Origin of the sequence: Peribacillus faecalis (assembly GCF_014712675.1) — a bacterium.
In the GTDB taxonomy this organism is placed as follows: Bacteria; Bacillota; Bacilli; order Bacillales; family DSM-1321; genus Bacillus_AD; species Bacillus_AD faecalis.
The window spans coordinates 1-20,097 of sequence record NZ_JACXSI010000015.1 but is presented as its reverse complement, the minus strand read 5'-3'; the positions used below and the strand labels follow the sequence as shown (position 1 = coordinate 20,097).

Below are 20,097 nucleotides of genomic sequence, written 5' to 3'. Positions count from 1 at the left end.
GGTTTTTCTTAATAGTGGTGAATTAAACAGAGGTTTGATATAACTATAGTAAGAAATACATAAGTTTTATTTTTAAGTGACAAAATGTTATGTATATTTGTGAATTTAGTGTAGGAAGGCGATGAATTATGGGACTGAAGATGTACTGGTATCCGAAATGCGGAACGTGCAGAAATGCTAAGAAGTGGATTGAAAGCAATGGGCTGGCAGTTGAAGAAATTCATATTGTTGACAATCCTCCTTCCAGAGAGGAAATTGCCGATCTTTATAAGAAGAGCGGTTTAGAATTAAAGAAGTTTTTTAACACAAGTGGAATGAAGTATCGTGAGCTTGGTTTGAAGGATAAATTGAAGACCTCCACAGAGGATGAAATGCTGGATCTATTGGCTTCAGATGGTATGCTGATTAAGCGACCGATCGTAACGGATGGGCAAAAAGTGACAATCGGCTTTAAAGAGGATGATTTCAAGATAAACTGGTTGTAAAACAATTGCCCTAGAGTATATAGTGAAATGGAACATAGAAATTGGAGGGGTAAGGAATGTCAACGGTACTAAAAGATTTACGTTATTCTAAGGAACACGAATGGGTTAAAGTCGATGGCGATACTATGGTAATCGGAATTACTGATTTTGCCCAATCAGAATTAGGGGATATCGTTTTTGTGGAGCTGCCGGAAGTCGGCGATACAATTACAGTAGACGAAGCATTCGGCAGCGTCGAGTCTGTCAAAACTGTATCGGAACTATATGCTCCAGTAAGCGGAACGGTAGTAAAAGTAAATGAAGAGTTGTCAGATAACCCTGAGTATGTAAATGAATCAGCGTATGAAAAAGCATGGATGGTTGTAATTGAGCCTTCAGATGCCAGCGAATTAGAAAAACTAATGACAGCTGATGAATACGAAGCAATGGTGAATGAAGACTGATTTCACGATCCAAAGCTTACGATGCTGAGACACAATAAAGCGGCAGCCTGGAATATTCAGATTCCGGGCTGCCCTTTTTAACTGCCTTTTAAAAAGATAAGAAAGTTTTTATTTTTAGATAGATGTCTAACCTTTCGGGCATGTTAACAAGTAAAGAGCGATGCGGCCAGAGGAGAGCTTTATGATGGATGAGCTTGAATTAAACAAAGTAATTATTGTCGAAGGTAAATCAGATAAGCAAAAGGTACAAAAGGTGCTGAAGAACGATATCGAGATTCTCTGCACAAACGGCACAATTTCTTTTAATCAAATGGATTACTTCATCGAAGAGCTTTTTCATAAGGACGTATATATTTTGGTTGATTCAGATGAATCAGGCGAAAGACTTCGCAAACAATTCAAACGGGAAATGCCTGAAGCCGGTCATCTTTATATAGATAAAACGTACAGAGAAGTTGCGAAAGCGCCTGACTATCACCTTGCAAAAGTATTGTTGAGCGCCAATTTTGAAGTCAAATTACAGTATTTAAATAAAGGATGAAACTTGCCGGATGAATGAATGGAATAAACAATCTGTTGAAGAAAAGCTGCAGGCAAAGGATACGTTTTGTTTGTATGTATATACGCCCCTGTGCGGCACATGCCAAGTCGCTTCTAAAATGTTGCTGATTACAAAGGAAATCCTAAAGGAAGTTACATTTGCCAAAAGTGATGCTAACTATTTGAAGGAGCTTGCATATGAGTTGAAAATTGAAAGCGTTCCTTGCTTGCTCCTAATTAAGAACGGAGTTGTCATTCAAAAAATCTATGCCTTCCAATCCGTTCCATACCTAGTAGAAACGATTAATAGTACTCTCATTGATTAAGAGTCTGCTATTAAGAAATATGTCGAGGAAATAAAAAAGGATTAGTCAATAAAATGTTGTATTCACTCCTTAAGAGAACTATAAAGGAGTGACGCAATTGATAAAAGAATTGCAATCTGTTTTGGCGAATATCCAAAATCACACACAGCTGCAAGTGCTTTTAAAGAAGACAAACACGAGTATCGTGTTTTTATCAGAGAAGGAGCAGTGGCACCTATTCCTGTCGGAGCGACTCAGTCATGCGAAAAAGACAGATAAAAGCTCTCATCAAATTATCATTACAGGATCGAAGCAATGTATTGAAGAGGCGCTGACAGGACGGTTTCCGCTGCGGAAATTGCAAAAGCTTGGGCAACTTGAAATAAAGGGGAACTTTCGACAAATATTATTAATTGAAGCAATATTATTATTATGTAGAGAGAAAAGTGCTGTATAATAATTCAGAAAATTATAATAAATATTTGACTTAAATTCGGGATGGTGATATATTTCCGATTAAGCTTATATGAATTGTTATAGTTATCGAAGTTTCTAATATTAGGAGTGAGAAGAGGATGGCTAATAAAGAGAAGAAGTACCGCTTTGAAACAGTTAGCATACATGGAGGATTGCAAGTTGATCCGTTGACGGGGGCTCGTTCAACACCGATTTACCAAAGCAATGCCTATTTGTTTAAAGATAGTGAACATGCTGCGAATTTATTCGGATTAAAAGAACCAGGGTATATTTATACACGTATTCATAATCCTACGGCAACTGTATTTGAAGAAAGAGTAGCTCAGTTAGAGGGGGGAGTTGGCGCTTTAGCTGTAGCAAGCGGAATGGCAGCCATTTCTTTAGCGATTTTAAATATTGCCGGCGCAGGCGATGAAATTGTTGCCGGGTCCACGCTGTATGGAGGGACTTACAATCTTTTTGCCAACACACTTCCTAAATACGGGATAAAAGTCCACTTTGTCGATCCGGACAATCCTGAGAACTTCCGGGCAGCTATAACACCGAATACAAAAGCGATCTTCGCTGAAACAATCGGTAATCCAAGCCTGCATGTGCTGGATATTGAAGCAGTGGCAAATATCGCACATGAAAATGGTATTCCGTTAATTGTGGACAGCACATTTACGACGCCTTACTTGTTGAAGCCGATTGAATATGGGGCAGATATTGTTATCCACTCAGCTACAAAATGGCTATTAGGCAATGGCACAACACTGGGCGGCATTATTGTCGACGGCGGGAAGTTTGATTGGAATTCGGAGAAGTTTCCTGGCTTCACAACACCTGATCCAAGCTACAATAACTTGGTTTACAGCGAAGCGCTTGGAGCAGCAGCCTTTATTGCGAAAACTCGTGTTCAGTTGTTGCGTGATTTCGGACCCGCCATTAGCCCGTATAATGCATTTCAATTCAATCTTGGTCTGGAGACACTCCATGTGCGCATGAAAGAGCATATCGCCAATACGAAGAAGATTGTCGCCTATTTAAAAAATCATCCCGGCGTCAAATGGGTATTGCACCCGGATGAGCCTGATCACCCAAATCATGACTTGGCGAAAAAATATTTACCGAAAGGTGCCGGTTCTGTTGTCGTATTCGGTATTGAAGGAGGCAGAGAAGCCGGAGCCAAACTGATTGATAATATTGAGCTTTGGAGCCATGTAGCGAATGTCGGTGATGCTAAAAGTCTAATTATTCACCCGGCTAGCACAACGCATCAGCAGCTGTCAGCTGAGGATTTGAAAAAATCCGGGGTAACAGAAGATCTTGTCCGTCTTTCAATCGGTATAGAAAATGCGGATGATTTAATAGAAGAGCTGGAAAGCGCATTGGAAATCGCGACTGGTAAAACATCTTTAACGACGGTTTCTTGAAAATAAATCAATAAGCATATAGCATGCTCATTACCTGACTATACAACTGCATAAATTTAACTGCACATTAAATGTCCGAATTTTATTGACAGTATATTTAAGTTAATGATAAACTCACTTTACTTAACTAAAATGAAATTACATGAACTTAATATATGATTGCTCTTATCAAGAGAGGTGGAGGGATGTGCCCTATGAAACCCGGCAACCGTCAAACGTGCAGTTTGAAATGGTGCCAATTCACACAAAGCAGCTAAGGCTGATTTGATAGATGAGAGAAAGGATCCTTTAGAATTCGTGAACCTTTCTGCTCATTTTGTGCAGAAAGGTTTTTTCGTTTTTTGAGCCCAAATGGATAAGTTATATAATAGTGATTATTGTCAGGACATGAGGTGTGTAAGAATATGATAGCAATAAAGAATGTGACAAAGATCTTTTCGAACAAGTCTAAAAAGCTAAAAGCAGTCGATCATGTATCGATTGATATAAACCCTGGCGAAATATTCGGCGTCATCGGCTATAGTGGTGCGGGAAAGAGTACGTTAATTCGAATGCTGAATGGTTTGGAAGTACCAACTGAAGGCCAGGTTATTGTAAATGATAAAGAGATTTCTTCAATTAAAGGCAAGCAGCTTCGTGAAGCGCGACACGAAATCGGAATGATCTTTCAGCACTTTAATCTTTTATGGTCAAGAACGGTTAGAGAAAACATCGCTTTCCCTTTAGAAATTACAGGTGTTCCGAAAGCACAAAGAATGAAGCGTGTCGATGAGCTTATTAAACTCGTCGGATTAGAAGGCAGAGAGGATGCGTATCCTTCTCAACTGAGCGGTGGTCAGAAGCAGCGTGTCGGCATTGCCAGAGCGCTTGCCAACAATCCGAAAGTATTGCTTTGTGATGAAGCAACTTCGGCCCTTGATCCGCAAACAACAGACAGCATTTTAGACCTGTTGGTAGATATTAATCAAAAACTGAATTTAACAATTGTTCTTATTACACATGAAATGCATGTTATCCAAAAGATTTGCCACCGTGTTGCTGTTATGGAAGCAGGGAAGGCAGTAGAGCTTGGAGATGTGCTCGAGGTATTCCAAAATCCTCAAGCCGATATTACAAAACGCTTTGTCAAGCAGCTTACCGATCCGGAAGAAACAGCAGATGCGATTGAGCACCTTCTGAAGAAATATAGAAAAGGTGCAGTCGTTAAACTTACATTTGTAGGTGATGATGCTGAAAAACCGGTAGTGAATGAATTAATCCGTCAATTTACATTTGACATCAACATCATTCAAGGTAAAATCTCGCAGACCCAAAAGGGTTCTTATGGAACGTTATTCGTTCATATAGACGGAGATGCTGCTGAAGTAAAGGAAGCAGTAGAATTTTTACAACAAAGAAGTGTCGGCGTGGAGGTGATCACAAATGCTTGAAACATACTTGCCAAATGTGAACTGGGAGAAAATGTGGGAAGCGACGATTGAAACATTGTCTATGACAGGTATATCTGTGATTGCTGTGTTTGTATTTGGGATTTTATTAGGTTTAGTCTTATTTTTAACATCAAAGGGAAACCTTTGGGAAAATAAATTAATATACGGCATTGTCGGAGCATATGTGAATATTTTCCGGAGTATCCCGTTTATTATCTTAATCGTGTTGCTTATTCCTTTTACGAAATTGATAGTAAGAACGATGATCGGCTGGGAGGCTGCTTTACCGGCTCTAATTATCGGGACAGCACCATTCTATGCCCGTATGGTAGAAATCGCGCTTCGTGAAATTGATAAAGGCGTAATTGAAGCGGCGAAAGCAATGGGTGCGAAAACAAGCACAATTATTTGGAAGGTATTGCTACCGGAATCAATGCCTGCGATTGTATCCGGTATTACGGTTACAACGATTGCGTTACTGGGTTCAACAGCAGTAGCGGGTGTTGTCGGAGCCGGCGGTCTGGGTAATCTTGCTTACTTAGAAGGGTTCTCCAGAGGACGCAATGATGTAACGCTAATAGCGACAGTTATCATTTTAATTATTGTGTTCATTGTTCAATTTATCGGCGATCGAATTACAACAAAAATTGATAAAAGATGATTATGCAGTTATTTTATAACTTATAATAGACCATTTTGAGAAAAGAGGAGCAGATTTAAATGAAGAAAAACTGGACTTTATTACTTGTTCTAGCACTATCGTTGTTACTGGCAGCTTGTGGAACTTCAGATTCGAATTCCGGTTCTGATAAGGACTCTAATTCAAAACTAGTAGTTGGCGCATCAAATGTGCCGCATGCGGAAATCTTGGAAGAAGCAGAGCCTTTACTTGAAGAAAAAGGTATTGAATTAGAAATTGTTACTTTTACGGACTATGTATTACCAAACAAATCATTGGCTGAAGGGGATTTAGATGCGAACTACTTCCAACACATCCCTTATTTAGAATCACAAATTGCTGACAATGGTTATGATTTTGTCAATGCTGGCGGTATTCATATCGAGCCGATTGGTGTCTATTCTCAAAAATATGATAGCCTTGAAGAACTTCCTGAAGGCGCTGAAATCATCATGAGTAGCTCTGTTCCTGACCACGGCCGAATTTTATCATTACTTGAAGCAGAAGGTTTAATCACATTAAAAGATGGAATTGATAAAACAACTGCTACAGTCGATGACATCGTCGAAAACCCTAAAAAACTAAAATTCAAAACAGATATTGATGCAGCTCTTCTTCCGCAAGTTTACAAAAACGGTGAAGGCGATGCGGTATTAATTAATTCTAACTATGCTCTTGATGCAGGCTTAGATCCAGCGAACGATCCGATTGCGATTGAAAGCTCTACAGATAACCCTTACGTGAACGTAATTGCGGTTAACAGTAAAGATGCGGATAATGAGAACATTAAAGCACTAGTAGAGGTACTAAAATCAAAAGAAATTCAAGATTTCATTACTGAAACTTACGGCGGTTCAGTCGTACCGGTTACTGAGTAATATACAAAAACCAAGGATCTAGACTATGTCTAGATCCTTGATTTTTTGATTGAGAAAATATCTTTTGGAATATAATTCCTGCCTAACCTTACACCTGCCATGCTCGGAGGCGTACAGGATGTAGGTCATATCGGTGAAGACATGCGGACGTTGCGCCTTTAGCCGATGTTCCCCTCCTGCCTCCCCAAAGAAACCAGAATTGGGTTTCTCGAGTGAGGCTCTCACGATGAGAGTCACAGCGACGTTGCTAGAGGATGTAGCGTTCTTGGTCGCTGTTCCATATTAGTCCTTGTCTAGCTGCCAGCCCCTCGAGGTCATAAGCCAAATCATTCCGGAGATTTTACAATTTCCTACATGATTCGGCTTATGCAGGTCGGAGGCTCTCAGGACGAGAGTCACAGCGACGTTGCTACAGGACGTAGCGCCCTTAGTCGCTGTTCCTTACTTGCGGGCCGCTTCCGCTTTTCGATTTTCGCATGTCTCCTTTTTTGTCGAGGTGAATCTGAGTAGTATATTCATGATAAAAAAGGACTGGTCGCGGTTCTTTTTGTATACATATGGAATTTTATAAAAATATTGGTTGTAAACGCTTACCTTGGGATTCAGCTGTTTATATGCTTTTTGAGCTGGGTATAAGCCATTTGTGCACTTGATTGATTAGCGTTAGATTGTTATAGAAAAGCGTTGTAAAAACAGCGTGTAAATGAAAGGATGATTCACTATTCGTACACTTAGTTTGAATGTAACCAATGACATGGAAAAAGCGATGCATGCTGCACATGGTGTCAGCTATGCGGAATATTGCCGAAGTCTGGAAGTCAGATTACAGGTGGAAAGAAGACGAACGCAAAGTCATATGGAAAGTATTCAAATAAAGAATGAATATGGCAGAAGCATTTGGAAATAGTGAATTTGCATGCTGTTTACAAAGCAGCAATTAAAAGAGCCGGAAACTCATTTTCCGGCTCTTTTAATTTACTCAGTCCGGATTGCCAAAAAAGCTTAATAGCAACCGGCAAATCATTTCAAGATGATAAAAGTATGTGATGGCCCCTCGTTTTCTTTCTTATGAATAGCTGTGATATAATGAACGAAGGATATATTAAAAAAACAGTAAATAATAAACACTGCGTGTATAGTGATAAATAGGGTTTTATTTGTTGCTTTCCAAATTATATTTGTTATAATATGAGAATGAGAATAGATTGAGAATTCGATTCTGGATTTTAAGTAAATTAATATACAAGAAATTGCTGGAGGTATAAATATGTCACGTTTAAAAATTGAAGATTTACATGTTTCAATCGAAGATAAAGAAATTTTAAAAGGTGTGAACCTGGAAGTTAAAGGTGGAGAAATACACGCAATCATGGGTCCGAACGGTACTGGTAAATCTACTTTATCTTCTGCGATTATGGGTCATCCGAAATATGAGGTAACAAGCGGAAGCATTTCATTAGATGATGAAGATGTATTGGAAATGGAAGTTGACGAGCGCGCACAAGCAGGTCTTTTCCTTGCTATGCAATATCCAAGTGAAATCTCAGGTGTAACAAATGCTGACTTCTTACGTTCTGCAATTAATGCTCGTCGTGAAGAAGGCGATGAAATTTCACTAATGAAATTCATCCGTAAAATGGATGAGAAAATGGAATACCTTGAAATGGACCCAGATATGGCTCAACGTTATCTTAACGAAGGCTTCTCAGGCGGGGAAAAGAAACGTAATGAGATTCTTCAATTAATGATGATCGAACCAAAAATCGCGATTCTTGATGAAATCGACTCAGGTCTTGATATCGATGCATTAAAAGTTGTATCTAAAGGAATTAACGCAATGCGCGGAGAAGATTTCGGCTGCTTAATCATCACTCACTATCAACGTTTATTGAACTACATCACTCCTGATTACGTTCACGTTATGATGCAAGGTCGTATTGTAAAATCAGGCGGTCCTGAATTAGCTCAACGTCTGGAAGCAGAAGGCTATGACTGGATCAAGCAAGAATTAGGTATTGAAGACGAAACTGTAGGCCAAGAAGCGTAAGTTAGGAGGATTTCAATGATTACTGAAATAAAACTACCTCTTGAGAAAGCGACATTACAGTCTTTCTCAAGTACAAATAACGAACCAAGCTGGCTTATGGAGCTAAGAGAAAAAGCTTATGACAGCTTAACTTCTCTTGAAATGCCAAAACCAGATAAAACAAATATCAAAAACTGGAACTTCACAGAGTTTGCTGCTCACACTGTAGACAGCCAAGCGTTCTCATCACTGGATGAGCTTCCTGAAGAAGTGAAGGCGCTTCTAGATGCAGAAGAGAAGCATAATATATATATTCAAAGAAATAATACGCCTGCGTTTGTTTCTCTTTCAGAAACATTAAAAGAGCAAGGTGTCATTTTCACTGATATTTTCACAGCTGCTCGTGAGCATGGCGAGTTAGTGCAAAAGTATTTCATGACTAAAGGCATTCATGTTGATGAACACCGTTTAACAGCATTGCATGCAGCATTAATGAACGGCGGTATTTTTATCTATGTTCCTAAAAATGTAGAAATCAAAGAGCCGTTGCAAGCAGTATTCTTACGTGATAATAAAGACGCGTCTTTATTCAATCATGTACTGTTAGTTGCTGATGAAAACAGTTATGTTACTTATGTTGAAAACTATATTTCTACTGCAGAAGGATCTGGTCTTGCCAATATCGCTACTGAAGTTGTTGCGGAAAATGGCGCGAAAGTTTTATACGGTGCAGTAGATACACTAACGAAAGATGTTGTCACTTATGTTAACCGTCGCGGAGTTGCTGCTAACGATGCTACAATCGAGTGGGCTCTTGGACAAATGAACGATGGTAACACAATCTCTGAGAATGTGACTAACCTTGTTGGGAACGGTTCTAATTCTAATGCGAAGACAGTTGTTGTCGGTCGCGGTGAACAAAAACAAAACTTTACAACAAACATCAGACATTTCGGTAAAAACTCTGAAGGCTTCATTCTTAGCCATGGTGTTATGAAGGATAGCGCTTCAGCAATCTTTAACGGAATCGGTAAAATCGAGCATGGTGCCTCAAAAGCAAATGCGGAGCAAGAAACTCGCGTATTGATGTTGAGTGAAAAAGCACGCGGAGATGCAAATCCAATGCTTCTAATCGATGAAGATGATGTAATGGCAGGGCATGCGGCATCAGTTGGTCGTGTTGATCCTTTACAACTTTACTACTTAATGAGCCGCGGTATTCCGAAGGTTGAAGCGGAACGTTTAATCATTCACGGTTTCTTGGCTCCGGTTGTAAAAGCATTGCCAATCGAAGCAGTTAAGAAACAATTAGTTGAAGTAATTGAAAGGAAAGTTCGCTAATGAACGTTTCTGAAATCCGTAAGCAATTTCCTATATTAGATCAGGAAGTGAATGGTCATCCATTGGTATATCTTGATTCGGCCGCAACTTCACAAAAGCCGGAAGTTGTCATTGAAGCAATCGATAAGTATTACCGAGAGTATAACTCGAATGTCCACCGCGGCGTTCATACTCTTGGAACACGCGCGACGGATGGTTATGAAGGAGCGCGTGAGAAAGTACGTAAATTCATCAACGCTTCAGCAACGGAAGAAGTTATTTTCACTAAGGGGACGACAGCTTCTATTAACTTAGTGGCAGCAAGCTATGGTCGCACGAACATCCAACAGGGAGATGAAATTGTCATTTCCATGATGGAGCACCATAGCAATATTATTCCTTGGCAGCAATTAGCGCTGCAAACGGGAGCGACATTGAAGTACATTCCTCTTCAAGAAGATGGAACAATTTCGCTTGATGATGCACGAAACATCATTACACCGAATACAAAAATTGTATCGATTATGCATGTATCGAATGTTCTTGGCGTCATTAACCCAATCAAGGAGATTGCTGAAATTGCCCATGAAAATGGGGCAGTAATGGTAGTAGACGGTGCTCAGGGAGCTCCTCATATTAAAATAGATGTTCAAGATTTAGACTGTGATTTTTATGCCCTTTCCGGACATAAAATGTGCGGACCGACTGGAATTGGTGCGCTTTACGGTAAGAAACACTTACTAGAGGCGATGCCCCCAATTGAATTCGGCGGAGAAATGATTGACTTTGTTGATTTATACGATTCAACATGGAAAGAGCTGCCGTGGAAGTTTGAAGGCGGCACACCAATCATTGCCGGAGCAATCGGTCTGGGAGCAGCAATTGATTTTCTTGAAAGTATTGGTCTTGATAAGATCGAGCAGCATGAACATAAACTGGCAGCCTATGCTCTGAAAAAGATGTCAGAAGTAGAAGGATTGACGATTTATGGTCCTATGGATGCTTCGAAGCGAGCAGGAGTAATTACGTTCAATTTAGAGGATGTACATCCTCATGACGTGGCTACTGTTTTAGACGCTGAAGGGATTGCCGTTCGGGCAGGGCATCATTGCGCACAGCCATTGATGAGATGGTTGAAGGCTTCTGCTACTGCAAGAGCAAGCTTTTATTTATACAACACTGAGGATGACATTGACAGACTGGTTGAAGGTCTAGTTAAAACGAAGGAGTATTTCAGCAATGTCTTTTAATAACTTAGATAATCTCTATCGTCAGGTGATCATGGATCACTATAAGAATCCTCGCAATAAAGGGTCGCTTGATGAAGGTAACTTAACGATTGATATGAATAATCCGACATGCGGGGATCGCATTCACTTGACGCTTAAGGTCGAGAACGGAATTGTAACAGACGTAAAGTTTGATGGTGAAGGATGCTCCATTTCAATGTCTTCTGCAAGTATGATGACTCAAGCAATCAAAGGGAAAGATGTGGAGACAGCGATGAAATTGTCCCATATCTTCTCTGATATGATGCAAGGTAAAGAAGTTAAAATAGATGATGATTTAGACCTTGGCGATATTGAATCGCTTCAAGGTGTCTCAAAATTCCCTGCGCGCATCAAGTGCGCAACGCTTGCTTGGAAAGCGATGGAAAAGGGACTGAACGAAAAGTAAGCTAACAGTGGGAGGGTTAAACAGACCCTCCTTCTGATGAAATGGGAGGTATACGACCTATGGTGAAAAAAGCGCCAGAAATCGGTGATTATAAATATGGGTTTCACGATCGTGACGTTTCGATTTTCCGTTCAGAACGCGGATTAACGAAAGAAATCGTTGAAGAAATTTCTAAAATGAAAAACGAACCACAGTGGATGCTTGATTTCCGTTTGAAATCATTAGAGCACTTCTACAAAATGCCTATGCCACAGTGGGGTGGTGACTTATCTGCATTAAATTTTGATGAAATTACGTATTACGTAAAACCATCAGAGAAATCAGAGCGTTCTTGGGATGAAGTTCCTGACGAAATCAAGCAAACATTCGATAAGCTTGGTATCCCTGAAGCTGAGCAAAAATATCTTGCAGGTGTATCTGCTCAATACGAATCTGAAGTTGTTTACCACAACATGAAAGAAGATTTAGAAGAGCAAGGTATTGTCTTCAAAGATACAGACTCTGCTTTAAGAGAAAATGAAGACATTTTCCGTGAGCATTGGGCAACGGTTATCCCGCCGACAGATAACAAGTTTGCAGCACTAAACTCTGCTGTATGGTCGGGCGGATCTTTCATTTACGTGCCAAAAGGAATCAAATTAGAGACTCCGCTACAAGCGTACTTCCGTATCAACTCAGAAAATATGGGTCAGTTCGAACGTACGTTAATTATTGTTGATGAAGGCGCAAGTGTACACTATGTAGAAGGTTGTACAGCTCCTGTCTATACAACAAACTCACTTCATAGTGCGGTTGTTGAAATCATCATCAAGAAAGATGCGTATTGCCGTTATACAACAATCCAAAACTGGGCGAACAACGTATACAACCTTGTTACGAAGCGTGCGGTGTGTGAAGCGAACGCGACGATGGAATGGGTTGACGGAAACATCGGTTCTAAGCTGACAATGAAATACCCTGCCGTTATCCTAAAAGGTGAAGGCGCAAGAGGTATGACATTATCGATCGCTCTTGCAGGTAAAGGTCAACACCAAGATGCAGGTGCAAAAATGATTCACTTAGCACCAAACACGTCTTCTACAATTGTATCGAAATCAATTTCGAAACAAGGCGGAAAAGTAACTTACCGCGGTATCGTTCACTTCGGCCGTAAAGCAGATGGCGCTCGTTCTAACATCGAGTGTGATACGCTAATTCTAGATAATCAATCAACTTCAGATACAATTCCATACAATGAAATCTTGAACGACAACATTTCATTAGAGCATGAAGCAAAAGTATCGAAAGTATCAGAAGAGCAATTATTCTACTTGATGAGCCGCGGTATTTCTGAAGAAGAAGCTACAGAAATGATCGTAATGGGCTTCATTGAGCCGTTTACAAAAGAATTGCCAATGGAATACGCTGTTGAGATGAACCGCCTGATCAAGTTTGAAATGGAAGGTTCTATCGGTTAATTTACTTGGATACTATAATAAAAAACGACACAATTTAATGTGTCGTTTTTATTTATGGATAAAGAAGGAGGAAACGATATCGCATAGTTTCCTCTTTTCTCATGCTATAGTTCACATTCATCTGTTAATCATATTGAAGTATTAGACATATGTAGTGAGAACTAGTGATTAACTAATGGTGACACTGTATATATAAACATCCCATTAAAGAAATGTTAGATAGTATAGTGAGTATTAGTTTTATTTCACATGCCATTTATATAGTACAAGTTGGTTAAATAAAACGAGCCTTTTCTGCTTTTTTCCATAGAAGTTTTTATACATTTTTATTCTAACCATAGTCTCTCTCCTCCTTAGCAATTTTTACTTAACAACCTCAATTAGTTTGAGTATTGCAAGCATTACAATGATACTTAGTTCATAGAAAATTAACAAGTAATCAAGTTCTTTTTCCTTAGGAAAAGTAATAAAATGACATTTATTCATTTTTTCTAGTATGATTGACCTGAAGATTATAGCAACTAATTAAAGCCTGCTGATAACTCTCACTTCAAACTCTATGATAAAATAAGGTCAACAAAATTAAATGAAGGTTGATACATATGATTTATATCGGGGTTACAGGATGGGGTGACCATGAATATATATACGGGACTGAAATAGCGGCACGGGATAGGCTTCAGGCCTATTCAGAGCATTTTCCGATTGTTGAAGTCGACACAGCCTTTTATGCGATTCAACCGGTAAGAAACAGTTCGAGATGGGTAAAAGAGACGCCGGATAGTTTCAAGTTTATTGTGAAGGCCTATCAAGGGATGACCGGACATAATCGCGGCGAAATTCCTTTTGAAAGCAAGGAGGAAATGTTCAAAGCTTTTCGGGAGTCGCTTATGCCGTATATGGAAGGCGGCAAATTAGCAATGGTCTTGTTTCAGTTTCCGCCATGGTTCAAGTGCGTAAAAGAGAATGTGCAATACTTAAGATGGTGTAAGCAGCAAATGGGAAATATCCCGGTTGCTCTAGAGTTTCGCAATCAAACGTGGTTCAAGCCGGCATTTCGTGAGAGAACTATACAGTTTATGAGGAACGAAGGTTGGATTCATACGATATGCGATGAGCCGCAAGCAGGAGAGAATAGTGTGCCGATTGTATTGGAACCGACGGATAAGAATGTAACGCTTATACGGATGCACGGACGAAATGTGTATGGGTGGAATAAACCGGCATCCGGTGAGGATTGGAGAGCGGTACGCTTTTTATATAAATATAATGAAACAGAGCTTCAGCAATGGAAGGTATATCTTGAGCGCCTGCAAGCGCAATCGAAAGATATATTTATGCTGTTTAACAATAATTCCGGGGGAGATGCCGCAGTAAATGCCTTGCAGATGATTAGCATGCTTGGGATTGAATATACGACACTATCGCCTAAGCAATTGGATTTATTTTAAAACGACTTTGCTGGCTCGAATTAGAATGTAAAGGTGGCTACTGTCGTGGAATGGATCATACTTTTATTGGCTACAGGATTTTGTGCAGGGGTTGTTGGTGCATTGGTCGGACTTGGTGGAGGAATTATCATCGTTCCCGCTCTCTTGTATCTTCATCAATTAGGAATGCTGGGTGACTTGACACCGCAAAAAGCGGTAGGAATATCGACAGTCATTATGATTTTTACAGGACTTTCTTCAACCCTGGCCTATATTAAACATAAAAGGGTGGATTATCAAACGGGATTGATTTTTTTCATCGGAAGCGGACCCGGAGGAATTATCGGTTCTTTTATCAATAAAATGCTTGATGTACAGGCCTTCAATTTGTACTTCGGCTCATTTGTTATTATTGTTTCAGTTATTTTGCTTATAAGAGAACGTTTAAAGCCGGTCAATCTCATCGAGAAGGCGACATTAGTAAAAACATACAAGGATTCGGATGGAGCGGAATATACTTATGGATATAAGCCTGGTATTGCGATTTTTATCTGTTTCCTGGTCGGCTTTTGTTCTGGTTTATTTGGAATTGGAGGAGGCTCTTTAATCGTTCCGGCAATGATATTGTTGTTTTTATTCCCTCCTCATGTGGCAGTTGCGACAAGTATGTTTATTGTCTTTTTATCAAGTATCACAAACTCTATTACACACATTGCGTTAGGAAATGTTGTGTGGGTCTATGCATTTGCTTTAATTCCGGGAGCGTGGTTCGGGGCGAAGACAGGGGCATATATCAACACAAAATTAAAAAGCAAAACAGTTGTTGCGCTTCTGCGGGTAATTTTGCTTGTAATTGGTATGAAGCTTATTTGGGAAGGGATTTACGGTTAATAAATCTACTTAAAAGACCGGCTGTATGTCAAGAAAGAGGTAATTGTAATGGGAGAAACCATACATTTTTATTATATTAACGATCTTCATAGCCATTTTGAACATTGGCCTCGAATTCAACAATTTATTCGCAAGCGGAAGGAGCAACATAATAACACAGAAGAAGAGACGATTGTGTTAGATATCGGCGATAATACAGATCGCTTTCATCCCTTTACAGAGGCTTTCTTAGGGAAGGGCAACGTAAAGCTTCTAAACGAATTAGGCTGTGATTATGCAACAATCGGCAACAATGAAGGAATCACTTTCCCATTTGCTGCATTAGATCGTCTCTATGACGAGGCGCAGTTTAAGGTTTTGGTAGCCAATTTATTTTATCCGAACGGGCAGCGTCCGAGCTGGGCTCAACCTTACAGTATTCATGTTACGAAACTAGGTGCACGCATAGCTTTTATTGGTGCGACTGCTTATTTTAGGGTATTTTATGAAAAGTTAGGCTGGAGGGTTACCGAACCTTATGAGGAGATTTCCAGAGTTGTAAATGAGTTGGAAGGCAAATGTGACTGCATTGTGTTGCTTTCACATCTCGGCCTGGAATTTGATGAGCAAGTAGCTGCAACTATTCCGGAAATTAGCGTCATCTTGGGAGCTCATACACATCACATATTACATCAGGGCAAGATGATTGAACAGACACTATTATGTGGAGCCGGAAAAGGCGGTACATACGTTGGACATGCGGAATTATCTATGGACGATTTACATCAGCTGACTGATGTTTCAACCAGACTGTTTGATATGAACAAGCAGCCAGCTGCTATGCATGAGAAGGAATATGTTCATTCATTACATGAAATCGGCAAGGAAAAAATGATGACCGAAATATGTTCTCTTCAAAAGCCGCTTGGAGTTGAATGGTTCAATGAATCTCCTCTAGTCAGGTTATTGTGCGATTCTTTAAGAGCATGGTGTGATGCCGATTGTGCCTTTATAAATGCCGGCTTACTGTTAGATGGGTTGGATGAAGGAATTGTAACGGCGTATGATATTCATAAAATTTGTCCGCACCCGATCAATCCATGCTTGATAGAGGTTTCCGGAAGTGAATTGAAAGAGATTCTGGTTCAGTCAATGGACGAGAAATGGCCGCATATGCAAATTAAAGGCTTCGGTTTCAGAGGCAATATTTTTGGCATGATGATTTACAGCAATATTCATATACTAAGCAAACATGAAATATATATTGGAGGAGAGCTACTGCAGCCTGCAAAGCAATATAAGCTTGCCTTGCCTGATATGTTCACGTTCGGTTACTTTTTTCCGAGCATTACAAGGACAGATAAGAAGCAGTATTTCCTGCCGGAGTTTTTGCGTGATATATTAGCTGAAAGTCTCAGAACCCATTAATCTCACCTTATGGACTGCTTTTACATATTTTATCTTGAAGCTCATTTTAGTTTCCTTCATGCGGGAAATATTGAAGAGTTTCAATGAAGGTATGAAAAAGGAGGGGTTATATGGTTGAGTTGAACCCAATTACAATAGACAATCGGGTATTTACAGCAATATCGGTTAAGTTGCCTAAAACGAATTTATTGGCTGTTGCATCAGAACATGGGTATATTATGTGCGGTGCGCTTGATGTCGCTTTATTAAATGAAAAACTTGCAGATCGGAATATTATTGCCGGGAGAGCAGTTGGTGTAAAAACAATTGAAGAATTATTAAATGCGCCTTTAGAGTCCGTCACTGCCGGAGCGGAGAAGCTCGGAGTATATAAGGGGATGATCGGAAAGGATGCGCTTTTATATATGTAACCGCTGAACATCAGCGGTTTTTTCAATGAGATAATTGGTCATTTGTTAAATTGGGAACGATTCTTCATGATGTCGGCAAGCTAAAAGTTCCGCGTGAAATTTTGATGAAACCTGGAGAGTTAGCAGATGAGGAATTCGCTATCATTAAAAAGCATACAGAGTACGGCTTTGTAATATTAAAGGAAGTGAAAACGATACCGCTTGTCGTCGCTCTCTGCGCTTATCAGCATCATGAGAGATTGGATGGAACCGGTTATCCGCAAGGCTTGAAGGATGAGGATATACATTACTATGCTAAAATTATAGCAGTAGCGGATGTCTTTGATGCAATCACTTCTAATCGCGTGTACCGCGAAGCAATGTTACCGCATGAAGGACTGGAAATATTATATGCGGGGTGCGGCCGGTTATTTGATTTACAAATAGTCGAAGCGTTTAGAAGCGCAGTAGCGATCTATCCGGTTGGCGTAACAGTCGAATTAAGTAATCGTACGGTTGGAATTGTCAAAAAACAAAACATAGGCTTGGGAGATCGTCCAATAATTGAGATAATCGAGGAAGACGGCAAAAAGTTAAGTAGTCCTTATGTAATTAATTTGAGTGAAAAATTAGATATTGTTGTGACCGGTTGTGTAATTGTATGATCGTTTTGTTAGAATAGTATGATATTATTAAATAAACATTGTATTATGACAAGTTATTTGTTATATTAATATAATAACAATTAAATATACATCACTATCACCGCAAGGGGGAGAGGATGCGATATTAAAGAGTAATCTATGTGAGGATGACAACGATGAACATAGTTGAAAGGTGATATCGCCGAAATGATACTTTACGTCAAATGAAGTATTGTTGGGGTTGTCTTAAATAAGGACAACACTGTCATTACAAAGAAAAGAAAACTATGTAATGGTGAGCTACAGAAGCGATGGACGATAACATATATTACGAAGAGTAATGATAGGTTGTTTTCTATCATTGCTCTTTTTTGTTTTGTGTAATTCGGCTTCTGGGTCAGTCAAAGGAGAGATTACTATGGAAAGTACAATTTATTCATTGATTCCGCCGATTGTAGCACTTGTGATGGTTTTAGTTACAAGAAGGGTTTTATTGTCGCTGGGAATCGGCAGTGTTACAGCGGCTATAATGCTTGCTGATTTTCGTTTAGGAGAGACGATATCAATTATTTGGGAAACTATCAAAGGTTTGTTTGTAGTTGATGAATCCATCAACAGCTGGAATGTAAATATTATATTATTTTTATTATTGCTTGGTTGCATTACGGCTCTTATCTCAATATCAGGAGGAAGCAGAGCGTTTGGGGAATGGGCATTAAAGCGGGTAAAAACAAGAGCGGGTGCACAACTGACAGCGGCCTGCTTAGGTATTATTATTTTTATTGATGATTATTTTAATAGTTTGGCTGTCGGACAAATTTCAAGACCACTTACGGACCGAAATGGTGTGTCGCGGGCAAAACTAGCCTACATTATTGATTCAACTGCAGCTCCGATTTGTGTCATATCGCCGATTTCAAGCTGGGGAGCTTATATTATCGCATTACTCGTTCCGATTTTATCGGCAAATGCCTTGGAAATTAGCGGTTTTTCTGCCTTTGTGCAAATGATTCCAATAAATTATTATGTGTTGGCAGCTTTGCTGTTCGTTTTCGTCTCCGCATGGAGAAATATTAATTTCGGAAAAATGAAAGTTCATGAAGACCGCGCGCAATTTGACGGTATTGTTGCCAGTCCGGATAAACAAGCTCCGGGAGAACTGAGCAGCAGCTTGCCTGTCAGCGAAAAAGGTTCTATATATGATTTAATTATACCGATTGTCGCGCTGATTATCGGTACAGTTGGTGCAATGCTTTGGACAGGGAGTCAGGCTACGGAAGGTACCGTGACAATTCTGAAAATGTTTGAGAACACAGATGTTGCTTCATCATTAGTAATGGGAGGCCTGTTCGGATTTGTTGTTACGGTCTTCTTATTTCTTCGTCAAGTATATCTGAAAAAAGCACTGAAATCTTCCTTATTGATAACGGGACTGATCGAGGGAATTCGTTCGATGGTTCCTGCCGTATTCATTCTGTTATTTGCTTGGATTATCTGCGATTTAATCGACGCCTTGGAGACAGGAGGATATTTAGCGGGAATTGTTCAAACGATAAATATCGACATTGCCTTTTTGCCTGTTATTTTCTTTATATTAGCGGGTGTGATGGCTTTATCTACAGGAACATCTTGGGGGTCTTTCGGCATATTGCTTCCGATTGCAGGAGAAATTGCAGCGACAGTTGATACAAGCGTACTTCTTCCTTCTTTAGCAGCTGTTTTGGCTGGTGCTGTATTCGGTGATCATTGTTCGCCGATTTCAGATACGACGATTCTATCATCAACCGGTGCAGGCTGCAATCATATCGATCATGTGCTGACGCAGCTTCCTTATGCGATAACTTCTGCTGCTATTGCAGCAGCAGGATTCTTAGTGCTTGGACTTACAGGAAGCGCAATGATTGGTTTTGTGTCAGTTGTCGCCTTATGTATTATTGTGTTAGTTATTTTAAAAAAATATAGTGAGCGAGAAGCATAAGTGAAAAGTCTGCCCTGATTTCGGCAGACTTTTCTTTAAGTGCGCCCGGCATGGGTGCAATCTATAGGGTGAAAGTCCCGAGCTGTGAAGGCAGAAGTAACAGTTAGCTTAACGTAAGGGTGTCCGTGGTGACGCGGAATCTGAAGGAAGCGGGCGGCAAACTTCCGGTCTGAGGAACACGAACTTCATAGAAGGCTAAGTATCATTGGATGAGTTTGCTTAACAA

At 39.9% G+C, this 20,097-nt stretch carries 20 protein-coding genes and 2 riboswitches; all 20 genes read left to right on the top strand.

Translation table 11 applies throughout. The annotated features are described in order from the left end of the window. Nucleotides 1–128: 128 nt before the first annotated feature. The 20 genes from IEO70_RS07615 (at nt 129) to IEO70_RS07520 (ending at nt 19,871) form a co-directional block, all read left to right on the top strand. Nucleotides 129–485, top strand: coding sequence for an arsenate reductase family protein (locus tag IEO70_RS07615; protein ID WP_190997778.1), 357 nt, complete (start codon nt 129–131; stop codon nt 483–485). Between the two features lie 56 nt (nt 486–541). Continuing rightward, complete coding sequence (gene gcvH, locus IEO70_RS07610; RefSeq protein ID WP_190997777.1) at nt 542–928, top strand: glycine cleavage system protein GcvH; 387 nt, start codon at nt 542–544, stop codon at nt 926–928. A 184-nt stretch (nt 929–1,112) separates the two neighbouring features. Beyond that, complete coding sequence (locus tag IEO70_RS07605) at nt 1,113–1,469, top strand: toprim domain-containing protein (RefSeq protein ID WP_190997828.1); 357 nt, start codon at nt 1,113–1,115, stop codon at nt 1,467–1,469. Between the two features lie 10 nt (nt 1,470–1,479). After that, on the top strand, nt 1,480–1,794 hold the full coding sequence (locus tag IEO70_RS07600) for a thioredoxin family protein (protein ID WP_190997776.1): 315 nt from the start codon (nt 1,480–1,482) through the stop codon (nt 1,792–1,794). A 97-nt stretch (nt 1,795–1,891) separates the two neighbouring features. Then, nucleotides 1,892–2,230 carry a hypothetical protein gene (locus IEO70_RS07595; protein WP_190997775.1) on the top strand — a complete coding sequence of 113 codons (339 nt, stop codon included), beginning with the start codon at nt 1,892–1,894 and terminating at the stop codon, nt 2,228–2,230. Between the two features lie 118 nt (nt 2,231–2,348). Further along, complete coding sequence (locus IEO70_RS07590; protein WP_190997774.1) at nt 2,349–3,665, top strand: O-acetylhomoserine aminocarboxypropyltransferase/cysteine synthase family protein; 1,317 nt, start codon at nt 2,349–2,351, stop codon at nt 3,663–3,665. A 162-nt stretch (nt 3,666–3,827) separates the two neighbouring features. Beyond that, nucleotides 3,828–3,943: riboswitch (SAM riboswitch) on the top strand. 126 nt (nt 3,944–4,069) lie between these two features. Next, nucleotides 4,070–5,095: a methionine ABC transporter ATP-binding protein gene (locus IEO70_RS07585; protein WP_190997773.1), complete on the top strand. Its 1,026-nt coding sequence runs from the start codon at nt 4,070–4,072 to the stop codon at nt 5,093–5,095. Then, entirely contained in the window at nt 5,088–5,756 is a 669-nt protein-coding gene (locus IEO70_RS07580; RefSeq protein ID WP_190997772.1) for a methionine ABC transporter permease, read from the top strand. The genes IEO70_RS07585 and IEO70_RS07580 overlap by 8 nt, the downstream gene beginning before the upstream one ends. Before the next feature lie 59 nt (nt 5,757–5,815). Beyond that, entirely contained in the window at nt 5,816–6,652 is an 837-nt protein-coding gene (locus IEO70_RS07575; protein ID WP_190997771.1) for a MetQ/NlpA family ABC transporter substrate-binding protein, read from the top strand. Between the two features lie 1,267 nt (nt 6,653–7,919). After that, nucleotides 7,920–8,699, top strand: coding sequence for a Fe-S cluster assembly ATPase SufC (gene sufC, locus IEO70_RS07570; RefSeq protein ID WP_190997770.1), 780 nt, complete (start codon nt 7,920–7,922; stop codon nt 8,697–8,699). A gap of 15 nt (nt 8,700–8,714) precedes the next feature. Beyond that, a complete protein-coding gene (sufD, locus tag IEO70_RS07565) occupies nt 8,715–10,019 on the top strand; it encodes a Fe-S cluster assembly protein SufD (RefSeq protein ID WP_190997769.1) in 1,305 nt (434 codons plus the stop codon). Then, nucleotides 10,019–11,248 carry a cysteine desulfurase gene (locus IEO70_RS07560; RefSeq protein ID WP_190997768.1) on the top strand — a complete coding sequence of 410 codons (1,230 nt, stop codon included), beginning with the start codon at nt 10,019–10,021 and terminating at the stop codon, nt 11,246–11,248. Before sufD ends, IEO70_RS07560 begins: the two co-directional genes overlap by 1 nt. Then, entirely contained in the window at nt 11,238–11,675 is a 438-nt protein-coding gene (sufU, locus tag IEO70_RS07555; protein ID WP_190997767.1) for a Fe-S cluster assembly sulfur transfer protein SufU, read from the top strand. Before IEO70_RS07560 ends, sufU begins: the two co-directional genes overlap by 11 nt. A gap of 59 nt (nt 11,676–11,734) precedes the next feature. Continuing rightward, a complete protein-coding gene (gene sufB, locus IEO70_RS07550; protein WP_190997766.1) occupies nt 11,735–13,132 on the top strand; it encodes a Fe-S cluster assembly protein SufB in 1,398 nt (465 codons plus the stop codon). Between the two features lie 602 nt (nt 13,133–13,734). After that, a complete protein-coding gene (locus tag IEO70_RS07545) occupies nt 13,735–14,583 on the top strand; it encodes a DUF72 domain-containing protein (RefSeq protein WP_190997765.1) in 849 nt (282 codons plus the stop codon). Between the two features lie 45 nt (nt 14,584–14,628). Further along, nucleotides 14,629–15,453 (top strand): sulfite exporter TauE/SafE family protein, encoded by an 825-nt coding sequence (locus IEO70_RS07540; RefSeq protein WP_190997764.1) that lies wholly within the window; start codon nt 14,629–14,631, stop codon nt 15,451–15,453. A 48-nt stretch (nt 15,454–15,501) separates the two neighbouring features. Next, nucleotides 15,502–16,860 carry a bifunctional metallophosphatase/5'-nucleotidase gene (locus IEO70_RS07535; protein WP_190997763.1) on the top strand — a complete coding sequence of 453 codons (1,359 nt, stop codon included), beginning with the start codon at nt 15,502–15,504 and terminating at the stop codon, nt 16,858–16,860. Nucleotides 16,861–16,970: 110 nt separating this feature from the next. Further along, a complete protein-coding gene (locus IEO70_RS07530; RefSeq protein WP_190997762.1) occupies nt 16,971–17,270 on the top strand; it encodes a YunC family protein in 300 nt (99 codons plus the stop codon). Between the two features lie 50 nt (nt 17,271–17,320). After that, nucleotides 17,321–17,914 (top strand): HD-GYP domain-containing protein, encoded by a 594-nt coding sequence (locus tag IEO70_RS07525; RefSeq protein ID WP_190997761.1) that lies wholly within the window; start codon nt 17,321–17,323, stop codon nt 17,912–17,914. A gap of 102 nt (nt 17,915–18,016) precedes the next feature. After that, nucleotides 18,017–18,204, top strand: a riboswitch (Lysine riboswitch). Between the two features lie 107 nt (nt 18,205–18,311). Continuing rightward, nucleotides 18,312–19,871, top strand: a complete 1,560-nt coding sequence (locus IEO70_RS07520; RefSeq protein ID WP_190997760.1) for a Na+/H+ antiporter NhaC family protein — start codon at nt 18,312–18,314, stop codon at nt 19,869–19,871. Nucleotides 19,872–20,097 lie beyond the last annotated feature (226 nt).

Coding starts and splice junctions, on each gene's coding strand:
- IEO70_RS07615 (WP_190997778.1), top strand. CDS start 129: ATGGGACTGAAGATGTACTGGTATCCGAAATGCGGAACGTGCAGAAAT.
- gcvH (WP_190997777.1), top strand. CDS start 542: ATGTCAACGGTACTAAAAGATTTACGTTATTCTAAGGAACACGAATGG.
- IEO70_RS07605 (WP_190997828.1), top strand. CDS start 1,113: ATGGATGAGCTTGAATTAAACAAAGTAATTATTGTCGAAGGTAAATCA.
- IEO70_RS07600 (WP_190997776.1), top strand. CDS start 1,480: ATGAATGAATGGAATAAACAATCTGTTGAAGAAAAGCTGCAGGCAAAG.
- IEO70_RS07590 (WP_190997774.1), top strand. CDS start 2,349: ATGGCTAATAAAGAGAAGAAGTACCGCTTTGAAACAGTTAGCATACAT.
- IEO70_RS07585 (WP_190997773.1), top strand. CDS start 4,070: ATGATAGCAATAAAGAATGTGACAAAGATCTTTTCGAACAAGTCTAAA.
- IEO70_RS07580 (WP_190997772.1), top strand. CDS start 5,088: ATGCTTGAAACATACTTGCCAAATGTGAACTGGGAGAAAATGTGGGAA.
- IEO70_RS07575 (WP_190997771.1), top strand. CDS start 5,816: ATGAAGAAAAACTGGACTTTATTACTTGTTCTAGCACTATCGTTGTTA.
- sufC (WP_190997770.1), top strand. CDS start 7,920: ATGTCACGTTTAAAAATTGAAGATTTACATGTTTCAATCGAAGATAAA.
- sufD (WP_190997769.1), top strand. CDS start 8,715: ATGATTACTGAAATAAAACTACCTCTTGAGAAAGCGACATTACAGTCT.
- IEO70_RS07560 (WP_190997768.1), top strand. CDS start 10,019: ATGAACGTTTCTGAAATCCGTAAGCAATTTCCTATATTAGATCAGGAA.
- sufU (WP_190997767.1), top strand. CDS start 11,238: ATGTCTTTTAATAACTTAGATAATCTCTATCGTCAGGTGATCATGGAT.
- sufB (WP_190997766.1), top strand. CDS start 11,735: ATGGTGAAAAAAGCGCCAGAAATCGGTGATTATAAATATGGGTTTCAC.
- IEO70_RS07545 (WP_190997765.1), top strand. CDS start 13,735: ATGATTTATATCGGGGTTACAGGATGGGGTGACCATGAATATATATAC.
- IEO70_RS07535 (WP_190997763.1), top strand. CDS start 15,502: ATGGGAGAAACCATACATTTTTATTATATTAACGATCTTCATAGCCAT.
- IEO70_RS07530 (WP_190997762.1), top strand. CDS start 16,971: ATGGTTGAGTTGAACCCAATTACAATAGACAATCGGGTATTTACAGCA.
- IEO70_RS07520 (WP_190997760.1), top strand. CDS start 18,312: ATGGAAAGTACAATTTATTCATTGATTCCGCCGATTGTAGCACTTGTG.